The sequence below is a fragment of the Aeromonas sp. QDB30 genome, from assembly GCF_027707645.1.
Lineage (GTDB): Bacteria > Pseudomonadota > Gammaproteobacteria > Enterobacterales > Aeromonadaceae > Aeromonas > Aeromonas caviae.
In genome coordinates this window covers 1-10,376 of the sequence record NZ_JAPCIY010000101.1, presented here as the reverse complement: position 1 = coordinate 10,376, position 10,376 = coordinate 1, and the positions used below count along the sequence as shown (strand labels likewise).

Here is a 10,376-nt window from a genome sequence, read left to right as displayed (position 1 = left end):
AAACCCAACAAGGAGTTTCGGATTCTTACACAGCCTGAGGATCGGTCAATGGATCCTTAACTGATCGGCATTAGGGCGTGGCCCCCGTTTTTCATGGCGTGCGCAAAGGCTGACCCGTCATGCCTGGCGCGAGGCGGGCAGCAGCACGCTCACTTCGAGCCCCCCTTCAGGCCGATTGTGAATGTCGAGATCCGCCCCGTGAAGCTGGGCGATGCGCGAGACGATGGCCATGCCAAGGCCCACGCCATCCCCCTGCTGGGGATTGACCCGGAAGAAGCGCTCGCACAACCGGGAGAGGGCGGCGGTGGGGATGCCGGGGCCGTTGTCCCGCACATCCACCCGGATCCGGTTGCCCACCTGGCTCACCACCACGGCGACCTCGCCGCCCACCTGGGTGTAGCGCAGCGCATTGTCGATGAGGTTGCCGAACATCAGCTCCAGCAACATCGCCTGTCCCATTACCTGCACCTGTTCGGCGCCCTCCAGGGACAGCTGCTGATCCTTTTTCAGGGCGATGGGGGCCAGGGTCGCCAGGGTGCCCTGCAACAAGGGGAACAAGGGAAGGGCGGTGAGGGCCGGGCTCTGCTGGTTGTCGATGCGGGCCTGGGTCAGCAACTGGCGGATAAGCCGGTCGCTGCGATCGAGGGCCAAGAGCATCTTTCGCAGGGCCTGCTCCCGGCTCTGATCATCCTCGGCCGTCATGGCGTTCTCGCTGTGGATGCGCAGTACCGCGAGGGGCGTGCGCAGCTCGTGGGCGGCCTCGTTGGTGAACTGTTTCTCCCGATCCAGAGTGTCAGCGAGGGCGTGCATCAGCCGGTTGATCTCCCCCACCAGCGGCGTCAGCTCCTCGGCCTTGATGGCGAGATTGAGGGGGCTCAGGTTGGCGGGATGACGCTCGCCGATGGCTTGCGCCAGCTGGTGCAGCGGTGACAGCCCCCGGGTGATCAGCCACCACAGCAGACCGAGCAGGAAGGGCAGGGTGATGAAGAGGGGCAGCATGGTGAGGGTGGCCATCTTGCTGGCCAGCTCGCTGCGTTCGTCATCCCGCTCCGCCACGATGAGCCAGGTCTGTTCACCTTCGTTGTAGAGGGTAAAGGTGCGCCACTCGTGATGATCCTTGGTCTCGCTGTTGAAGCCCCGCTCCAGGGTGGTCAACGGTTGGGCCGGGGCATTGGGCGAGCGCAGCAGCACGGCGCCCTGCTCGCTCAGCAACTGGAAGTAGAGGTTGTGCTCGAATTCATGGCCATAGGGGGTGAACTCGTTGTCCTGGCCGAACTGGAAGAAGCCGCCCTTCTCGATGTGGGGCGTCTCGGGGACGGCCTGCACCCACTCCTGGTACACGGTGCCGTTGCGCGGCAGCTCGCCGCTCTGCTTGAGATAGCGGCTGAGCAACTGGTTGGTGATGCGGGCGGACTGGGCGAGACGGGCATCAAACAGCTCTTCCATTTCGTGGTTGGCCTGCAGGTAGCCGATAAGGCCGCTGATGGCGAGGCTGAGGCTGACCAGGGCCAGGATGCCGGAGAGCAGGAAACGGCGGATGGAACGGACACGGCTCATGGAGCGGAGGCTCCTCTTGCGCCCTGGACGTCGAGCTGGGGCACGATGTAACCGACACCGCGAATGTTGCGGATGAGCTCGGGGAAGAATTTCTTGCGCAGATGGTGAATGTGCACCTCCACCGCGTTGCTCTCTGCCCCCTCGTCCCAGCCGTAGAGGCTCTGTTGCAGTTGATCCCGGCTCAATACCCGGCCGCTCTGGGTGATGAGCTCCTGCAACAGCTTGTACTCATGGGGGGTGAGCTTGACCGGCTCGCCCCGATAGGTGACCTGTTGTGACGCGGGGAAGAGCTGCAGCTCCCCGTACTCCAGCACCGCCTGGGCCTGCCCCTTGCTGCGCCGCACCAGGGCGCGCAGCCGGGCGTTGAGCTCCTGCAGGGCGAAGGGTTTGACCATGTAGTCGTCGGAGCCTGCATCCAGCCCCAGTACCCGGTCGTCCAGGGCATCACGGGCGGTCAGGATGAGCACGGGCAGGGTCTGCCCTTCCCGGCGCAACTTGCGCAGCAGGCTGATGCCGTCGATGTCCGGCAGGTTGAGATCCAGGACAAGGGCGGCAAACTCCTCGCTCTTGAGCGCCGAGAGGGCCGGCATCCCCTGCTGGAGCCAGTCCACCGTGTAGCCGCTGCTGCGCAGGGCATCCACCATGCCGTCTCCCAGCATCACATCATCTTCCACCAACAGGATCCGCATTGTTCTCTCCCTCAAACGACACTGCCCACCAGTATGCAAGCTGGTGGGCAGAGTTGAAATAGCACACTGTGCTGCTTGTGTTTACAGCTTGGCGAGACGCTCGCGAATTTCCATTCTGCGGCCCTCGTCCGCCACCTCGCGGCCAGGGCGGGCCGGGGCGGCCAGGGCCTTGTCCAGATAGACCTTCGCCTGTGCCTTGTCACCCTGATTCAGCAGGAAGTCGCCGTAGAAGAAGTTGGGGTCGATGCCGGTGGGATTGATGGCCAGCGCCTGCTTGAGCAGCTTCTCCGCCTTCTCGTCGTCACCAAAGCCCACCGGCCAGCCCGGCACCTGGTAGTAGAGGGAGCCCAGGCTGGTGTAGGCCGAGCCTTCCAGCGCCTTGGGATCCTGCTTGATGGCGATCTCGAGCTTGGCCTTGGCCTCCTTCACCAGACCAAGGGCGCCGAGGCCGCCCTTGGCCCCCGCCCAGGTGCTCTTGACGATGGCGGACCAGATCAGCAGATCGGTGCGAAATGCCTCCTTGGCGCTCGCCTCATCGGCCTTGGCACTCAGGCTCTCCAGGCAGCTCTCCTTGGCTTTTCCGGTCTGCTGGTACTGGCAGTGGGCCCACTCCTGCTGAATGGTGGGCAGGGCATCGGCGGCCTGGGCCAGACCGCTTGCCAGCAGGCCTCCCAGGGCGAGCAACAGGGGGCCGTGACCAAATCGGGGACGGAAAGTGGCGTGCTTCATCTCAATGTTCCTTCTCGTTTGTCGCACAGGCGGGATCGCTCCTGTGATCGGGGGCTGGGGAGGCGGTGCGGCGGGCGTGGCGCTCGATGATCGGGCGCTGCTTGGCCAGGGCCATGTCCACCAAGGCGGGCAGCAGGCCGTTGAGCCGCACAAAGAGCTTTTCCGGCCAGCCGAGCCAGCGGCGGCGCGTCTCGTTGCACAGGGCGATGACGGCCTCCTCGGCCACGTTCTGTGGGCTGTCGGTCCGGGTGCCGAGCTCGGCATTCATGGCATAGGCCGCCTCGGAATTGAGGTGGGTGCGGGTGGCGCGGGGGGCAAAGTGCAGCACCTTGATGCCGGTTCCCTCCAGCTCCCGCCCCAGGGACTCGCTGAAGCCGCGCATGGCGAACTTGCTGGCGCAATAGACGCTGTAGCCGGCAAAACCGATGGCCCCGAGGCTGGAGCCGATGTTCATGATGATGGCGGGCTTGCGCAGCCGGGGCAGCAGGGCCCGGGTTAGCTGGATGGGCGCCTCGACGTTGAGCAGCAACTGGCGTGTCACCTGCTCGCTGCTCTGATCTTCCAGCCAGGCGAACTGGTTGCAACCCGCACTGTTGATGAGCACGTCCAACCCCTCGTCCAGGGCCGGATGTTGCAGCAGCTGCGCCCGCTCATGGGGAGAGCCGAGATCGGCCGTCACCGTCTGGTGGCGATCCGGATGAGGCAGCTCCCGGCGCAGGCGCTCCAGGGCGCTGGCCCGACGACCGTGCAGCAGCAGATGGGCACCCTGGGCCGCCAGTTCATGGGCCAGGGCTTCACCAATGCCGCCACTGGCGCCAGTCAACAGTATGCGTTTGCCTTCAAGCTTCATTGGCATGATCCCGTGAGCTGATAGAGCATGTCGCCATAGAGGCGGTAGACCACCTTGGCGGCGTGAATGATGGCGGCCTGATCGGCAGCATCTTCCACCCGGTTCATCAGGGATTCGAAGAACTTGAGGTGCTCCTGGTCCAGGGCCCCGTGGGAGCTCAGGTAGCTCATGGCCTGGGGCGGCAGACCCAGACCGCTCTTGAGCTGGTCGGCGACGGTCAGGGCGATGGCGACGCTGGTGCCTTCCAGCACCTGCACCATGCCGAAGAACCCCATGGGGTTGCCGCGCTGGATCTGGTCGTAGAGGAAGGCCACCATCAACTCGATGGGCAGGCCCGGCTGGCCGTGGCGCACCGCCTCGGCATCACCGCCGCAGGCACGGATGTCGTTCAGGATCCACTCCTGATGGCCGTACTCCTCGTCGATGTACTCCCTGATGGCGCCACGCACCCATTCGTACTCCTGCCCCAGCTTGCCGCCGGTGGCCATCAGGAGCGGCACCGTGTGGCGCACGTGGTAGTAGGCCTGTGCCAGGAAGGCGAGGTAGGTGTCACGGCTGATGTCGCCGCGGCGGCAGGCCTCGATGATGGGGGCGTTGAACAGGCGTTCGCGCTCGCAGGCGGTGGCTTGTTGCAGGGTCTGGTAGAAGCTCATGAGGTCTCTCCTGTGAGGCATTGGCTGATCTGCCGGGAAAAATGGTGATAAATCTCGTTGCGACGGGGGCGCCCGTTGGCCGTCAGCAGGCCGGGGAGCTGATCCAGGGCGACCGGCAACCAGTGATGGATGCGGGCGTAATCGGGCAACTGCTGGTTGAGCCGGGCAATCTGCTCTGGCAATTGGGACTGGCTGCCCGGCAGCGGTTGGATAAGGGCCACGTTGGCGGGCTGACCGTCACCGAAGATGACGATGCGGGCGATGGCCGGGCAGAGCTGGGCCTGGGCTTCCACCCACTCCGGGGAGAAGTTGCGGCCAAAGGCGGTGATCTGCACGTTCTTCTTGCGCCCCGTGATATGGAGATAGCCCTCCTCGTCGATCCGACCCAGATCCCCTGTGGCGATCTGGCTGCCCGTCTCGCCCTCTTCCCCCAGGTAGCCCAGCATGGCGCTGCCGCTGACCATGACTTCGCCGTCTGCGGCGATCGTCACCTGGCAGTGGGGCAGGGGCAGGCCGACGCTGCCGGGACGATCCCCGTGGGGGCCGTTCAGGGCGACCACGGAGCCGCATTCTGAGAGACCGTATCCCTCGTAGACCGGCAGCCCCGCCGCACGGGCGTGAGCGATGAGTTCGGGGGCGACCTTGCCGCCGCCCACGGCGACGAAGCGCAGGGTGCCGAGCTGTTTCGCCAGGGCAGGGGTATTGAGGCACAGGGCCAGCAGCAGGCGCAGCAACTCGGGTACCAGCACCAGGCTGTGGCTGGGCCAGCGCAGCAGTGCCTGGGCCAGGGCCGCAGGATCCAGCTTGCTGGAGCCCGAGAAGCCGAGTTCCCCCAGGGAGGGGATGCGGCTGCAGGCGCCGGTCAGCAGCGGTACATACAAGCCGGTCAGGTTCTCCAGCAAGGTGGTGAGGGGCAGCAGGGTCAGGTGTTTCTCAACCCGGGCAGGGGCCACCCGCAGGGCAAGGGATCCGCAGACCGCCGTCATCTGTTCCAGCGACAGGCAGACGCCCTTGGGTTGCCCCGTGGTGCCCGAGGTATAGGTGATCTTGGCGGTGCCCGCAGGCAGCTCGGGGAGGCGGGCCGGGATGCGGCGCCACAGGGGCACGGCCTGCTCATCGGGCCTGCCTGCCATGAGCACGAGGGGTGAGGCGGCTTGCCACCCCTGGTGCTCCGGGCCGACCAGGGCGTCTGCTCCGCTGCTTTCAAGCAGCCACGTCTGCTGCGCCGGACTGAAGAAGTGGGGAACCGGGATGACCACGATGCCGGCCCAGGTGCAGGCGAGATCGATCAGTGCCCAGGGCAGGCCGTTGTCGAGTTGCAGGGCCAGGCGGCGGATGCCGGCCCCTTGCAGCACGCCTGCCAGTTGCTGGATCTGCTGCCACAGGCTCTGGTAATCCAGCTCACCCTGGCTGCCTAGCAGCGCAGGCTGGTGCGGGGTCTGGCTGGCATGGTGGGCGATGGTGTCGAACAGCGTCATTGCGCGCACCTCCTGTCGATGTCGGCATGGTTAAAAAGGCGGGGCATGGGCCCCAGCAGGTTGAGCAGCAGGCTGCTCTGTGCGAGCACCTCGCGCCCCTGGTTGATGTCGCCTGCCATCACCTTGGGCTGGCAGCGGTAGTATTCGCCCCAGGCGCTGGCATCCTCCCCCACCTGATGGGCCTGGGCGGGGGCCAGCTCCACCGGGTTGAGACGCAGGCGGGTAAAGCTGTTGCGCAGCTTGGCGGTGCCGGTGAACACCACGTAGTCCAGGGCGTTGTCACACAGCAGACGGCACAGCGCGGCAAACATCAGGCGGGCGTGACCCGGTTCGCTGCAGGCAAGATTGCCCACTTCGATGATGCGGTGGCGGGCCGGACGGACCCCGAGACGGGTCTCGATGGCGGCCTCGACAGGCTGCTCCAGATATTGCTCCAGATAGAGCGGTTGCTCGTGCTCGCCATGGCAGGCCTGGTTAAGGCCGCAGGCACCGACCAGCACGCCATCTGCCCGGTAGAGCCCGAGCAGGCAGGGCAGGAAATGGGGAATGCGGGCGTTGAACTCGAGGGTATAGGCGGCCTGGATATAGGTTTGCAGCGCCATGACCTGCTGCGGGGATTCGGCCAGGATCAACCGGTAGGGGGCTTGGATCTCGATGGTCATGGTTGGCTCCTTCTCTTGCGATGGGATGAGAGTAAAAGGGCAAACTTAAGAAACCCTTAAGTCGCAAAAAAAGACGAAAAAAACTGGCGGGGGGTGAACGGGGGTCGATGGGGGCTCCAGACAAAACAGTTGCCAGCAGCGGGCGTGGCAGGCAATCTGCCCCGCTGTCGCCACCCGAGGAGCTGCCATGTCATCCCCTGTTCACTGTCCCCTGTGTCTCTCCCCTCGGCACCATGCCCTGCCGGTGGCGGGCAAGGGCTATTACCGCTGCCTGGCGTGCGAGCTGGTCTGGATGGACGAGGCGGACCACCTGGACGAGGGGGCCGAGAAGGCGGTCTATGACGGGCACGACAACCGGGTGGACGATCCCCGCTACCGGGCCTTTCTGATGCGTGCCTTTGGCGAGGTGCTGGCCCGGGTGTCGCCTCCTGCCAGCGGCCTCGATTTTGGCTGCGGCCCCGGGCCTGCCCTCATCGCCATGGGGCGGGAGGCGGGCTTCGAGATGGCGGGCTACGACAAGTTCTATGCCGACGACCCAGAGTGCCTGACAAGGCAATATGACTTCATCACCAGCACCGAGGTGATCGAGCACATCGCCACCCCCCGCGCCGTGCTGGACACGCTCTGGGGCTGTCTCAAGCCCGGCGGGGTGCTGGTGTTGCAGACCCAGCGGGTGCTGGGGGACGAGCGCTTCAAGACCTGGCGCTATCGCCACGATCCCACCCACATCGTCTTCTTCGCCGAGGCCTCGTTCCGTGCCCTGGCGGTCCGCTGGCAGGCAGAGGTCGAGTTTCCTCATGCGGATGTGGCGGTGTTCACCAAACCCTGAGCCGGGCGTTTTCATTTGGCCATGAGTTGGGCATGCTGGTGGCCTGATACCCAGGAACGGATGCCCCTATCTCCATGTCGATCCCCCACCTCTCATTGCAAGACGCTCGCCACCTGCAGCTGGCGGCCCAGGGGCTGCTGACCCCGCGCCGCGCCAGAGCAACCCCCGCCGACCTGCTCGCCTGCATTCGCCGCATGGCGTTGCTGCAGATAGACACCATCTCCGTGGTGGCCCGCAGCCCCTATCTTGTGCTGTTCAGCCGTCTCGGCCACTACGATCCGCGCTGGCTGGAACAACTGCTGGCCGATGGTGACCTCTTCGAATACTGGGCCCACGAGGCCTGTTTCGTCCCCTGGGAAGATTACCGGCTGCTGCGCCATCGCATGCTGGATCCCGCCGCCATGGGCTGGAAGTTCTCCGCCCAGTGGCTCAAGACCCACGGCGGCGAGATAGCGCAGATAGTCGAGCGCATTCGCCAGGATGGCCCGGTGCGGGCGGCAGACTTCGAGCGCAAGGGGGACAAGGGCAACGGCTGGTGGGACTGGAAGCCCGAAAAGCGCCACCTGGAGGTGCTGTTTACCGCAGGCCAGCTGATGGTGCGCGAACGGCGCAATTTCCAGCGGGTCTACGATCTCGCTGAGCGGGTCATGCCGGAGTGGAATGACGAGCGGGATCTGCCGAGTCCTGATCTCGCCCGGCGGGACATGGTGCGAGCCAGTTGCCGGGCGCTGGGGTTGGTCAAGACCGGCTGGGTGGCGGATTACTATCGCCTTAAACGGGGGAAATACGACGCCCTGCTCCACCAACTGGCGGACGAGGGGGAGCTGTTGCCGGTACGAGTGGAGGGGTGGCAGCACGGAGCCTTCGTTCACGCCTCCCTGGCCGATGAGCTGGTCCGGGCCCAGGCGGGCACCCTCAAGGCGAGCCACACTGCCGTGCTCTCGCCCTTTGACCCGCTGGTGTGGGATCGCAAGCGGGCCAGCGAGTTGTTTGGCTTTGACTATCGCATCGAGTGCTATACCCCGGCCCCCAAGCGCCAGTACGGTTATTTCGTGCTGCCGTTGCTGCATCGCGGCAAGCTGGTGGGCAGGATGGACGCCAAGGCCCATCGCAAGGAGGGGGTGTTTGAGGTCAAGAGCCTCTATCTGGAAGACGGGATCAGGGTGACCCGGACCCTGGCCCAGGATCTGGGCAAGGCCATCCAGAAGCTGGCGGAGTGGCACCAGACCCCGCTGGTGCGTTATGGCAACGTTCCTGCTCCCTTGTTGGCTCAATGGCAGGAGGTGGCACGCTGAGGAAGGACGCCTACCCTCGCATCAAGCCGGGCAGGACCAGGGCTACGGCGGCGGCGATGCGCGCGCGGATGTCGCTGCCCGGCGCCAGCAAGCCGAGCGCCATCTGGCGCAGCGGCTCCGCCATGGTCATCGCCAGCAGCAGATCGCTGGTCTGGGCGGCGTCCAGCTCCCGCAGCCAGCCCAGTTGTTGCTGGCGCTGCAACCACGCCGCCAGCGTCGCCCTGCCGCGGGCAATGCCGTTCTCCTGATAGGCCGCCAGCAGGGCATCCCGCCCCGCGAACTCATGCTGCAGCAGCCGGAACATGCCCACCGCCGGTGCGCTCAGCACCTGTCCCGCTATGGCCTGCAAGCCCTGCTCCAGCATCTCCCCCAGCGCGCCTGGGTGGGCGGCATCCTGCTCGAAGGCCGGTTGAAAGGCATCGGTCCAGCTGCGCACCGCCTGCGCCACCAGCTCGTCACGGTTGGCGGCGAAGCGGTAGAGGGTCTTCTTGGCGACCCCCGCCTCTTTGGCCACCGCATCCACGGTCGCGGCGCCGTAACCCCCCTTGAGCAACAAGGTCAGCGTCGCTTCGGCAAGGGCGGCGCGAAGGTCGGCTTCCGGGGTGACCGGACGGCCTCGTGAGCGTGTTTCTTCATCGTTCGGGTGCGACATATGGGCTCCTGGAAAGCATTGACAGACCCAGCATACAGGCATAGCGTAATTTAAGAAACGAACTTCGTTTCCTAAATTTATGGGAGTCATATCATGCATCCTTCTGCCCTGTTTGCCCCTTGGGGCGTCAATGACATCAACGAGTTGCTCAGCCCGCAACCCCTTCGCCTGGAAATGGGTCTGACCCGCAGCACCGACGGCCTGCTGACGGTCGCCATCCGCACCGATCTGCACGGCTGCAAGGGGCGCATGCTGGATTGGTGGTTCACCTTCTTCGAGACGACCCAGCACATCAGGTGGTGGCACCCCCACGATCATGTCGAGCACCGGGGCTGGGATCATCACTGGAAAAAAGGGGAGCGCTTCGTGGGAGCCAGCATAGAGGCTGTGGAGTGGCTTGCCGAGCTGCCGCCGGTGGCAGCTCGCCTCAAGTTCCACGGCGCCGAAGAGGTGTTCGCCCCGCAATCGCTACAGGAGGCGCGGGAGACGCAGGCTCTCTCTGCCGCCATCTGCGCCCGTATCGGCTTTGGCGACGAGGTAGCTCTGGATGGCAATGGTGCGCCGCTGGATGGCGAGATGCTGCACCTGGCGCGCGATACCCCATACGGCTGTGTGCTGCGCAGCCGCTTCCTGCTGGGCAAAGCCTGCGCCAACCCGTTTGACGAGGTGCCGGACGAGGTAGGTTTCAACCTGATGCGCCACTGCTACAGCGAATTCAGCTATCTGGCGCAGTTTCTGCCGTCGCTCTACTACGCGGAAAACGGTCGTGAACCGGCGCCGACGCTCTGGTGACGGGGCTGACAGTTGGCGCTGAATGTGGCTGAGTGCCTTGACACATCCAGTGGGAATGCCGGCTATCGGGCTGTGGCGTGAGCCGCGGAAGATGGTCATAAAAAAACCGGGCACTGGGCCCTAATGCCAGTCAGTTAAGCCTGACTGGCATTGTTTTTACTAGGTTTTCTCGTCGCATACTTCTGTGGTT

The 10,376-nt window shown here is 65.1% G+C and carries 11 protein-coding genes; 3 read left to right on the top strand and 8 right to left on the bottom strand.

What is annotated here, in order from left to right:
* Window positions 1-117: 117 nt before the first annotated feature.
* The 7 genes from PG896_RS19405 to PG896_RS19375 form a co-directional block, all read right to left on the bottom strand.
* Window positions 118-1,557, bottom strand: coding sequence for an ATP-binding protein (locus PG896_RS19405; RefSeq protein ID WP_045525604.1), 1,440 nt, complete (start codon window positions 1,555-1,557; stop codon window positions 118-120).
* Complete coding sequence (locus PG896_RS19400; protein ID WP_041215642.1) at window positions 1,554-2,246, bottom strand: response regulator; 693 nt, start codon at window positions 2,244-2,246, stop codon at window positions 1,554-1,556. The genes PG896_RS19405 and PG896_RS19400 overlap by 4 nt, the downstream gene beginning before the upstream one ends.
* A gap of 81 nt (window positions 2,247-2,327) precedes the next feature.
* The gene (locus PG896_RS19395; RefSeq protein ID WP_270836100.1) at window positions 2,328-2,975 is read right to left on the bottom strand and encodes a tetratricopeptide repeat protein; all 648 of its coding nucleotides are present in this window, start codon (window positions 2,973-2,975) and stop codon (window positions 2,328-2,330) included.
* A 1-nt stretch (window position 2,976) separates the two neighbouring features.
* Window positions 2,977-3,825 carry an SDR family oxidoreductase gene (locus PG896_RS19390; protein WP_043153171.1) on the bottom strand — a complete coding sequence of 283 codons (849 nt, stop codon included), beginning with the start codon at window positions 3,823-3,825 and terminating at the stop codon, window positions 2,977-2,979.
* Entirely contained in the window at window positions 3,822-4,478 is a 657-nt protein-coding gene (locus tag PG896_RS19385) for a TenA family transcriptional regulator (RefSeq protein WP_039039563.1), read from the bottom strand. The genes PG896_RS19390 and PG896_RS19385 overlap by 4 nt, the downstream gene beginning before the upstream one ends.
* Entirely contained in the window at window positions 4,475-5,956 is a 1,482-nt protein-coding gene (locus PG896_RS19380; RefSeq protein ID WP_043153169.1) for an AMP-dependent synthetase/ligase, read from the bottom strand. Before PG896_RS19380 ends, PG896_RS19385 begins: the two co-directional genes overlap by 4 nt.
* Window positions 5,953-6,618 carry a thermostable hemolysin gene (locus PG896_RS19375; RefSeq protein ID WP_042014526.1) on the bottom strand — a complete coding sequence of 222 codons (666 nt, stop codon included), beginning with the start codon at window positions 6,616-6,618 and terminating at the stop codon, window positions 5,953-5,955. The genes PG896_RS19380 and PG896_RS19375 overlap by 4 nt, the downstream gene beginning before the upstream one ends.
* A 187-nt stretch (window positions 6,619-6,805) precedes the next feature.
* Here PG896_RS19375 and PG896_RS19370 point away from each other — a divergent pair, with 187 nt between their 5' ends.
* Window positions 6,806-7,447 (top strand): class I SAM-dependent methyltransferase, encoded by a 642-nt coding sequence (locus PG896_RS19370; protein WP_043153164.1) that lies wholly within the window; start codon window positions 6,806-6,808, stop codon window positions 7,445-7,447.
* Between the two features lie 74 nt (window positions 7,448-7,521).
* Window positions 7,522-8,742 carry a winged helix-turn-helix domain-containing protein gene (locus PG896_RS19365; protein WP_109422663.1) on the top strand — a complete coding sequence of 407 codons (1,221 nt, stop codon included), beginning with the start codon at window positions 7,522-7,524 and terminating at the stop codon, window positions 8,740-8,742.
* 10 nt (window positions 8,743-8,752) lie between these two features.
* On the opposite strand, the gene PG896_RS19360 is transcribed toward PG896_RS19365, so the two are convergent.
* Window positions 8,753-9,394 carry a TetR/AcrR family transcriptional regulator gene (locus PG896_RS19360; RefSeq protein ID WP_270836099.1) on the bottom strand — a complete coding sequence of 214 codons (642 nt, stop codon included), beginning with the start codon at window positions 9,392-9,394 and terminating at the stop codon, window positions 8,753-8,755.
* Window positions 9,395-9,487: 93 nt separating this feature from the next.
* Here PG896_RS19360 and PG896_RS19355 point away from each other — a divergent pair, with 93 nt between their 5' ends.
* Complete coding sequence (locus tag PG896_RS19355; protein ID WP_010673802.1) at window positions 9,488-10,186, top strand: DAPG hydrolase family protein; 699 nt, start codon at window positions 9,488-9,490, stop codon at window positions 10,184-10,186.
* Window positions 10,187-10,376: the final 190 nt, after the last annotated feature.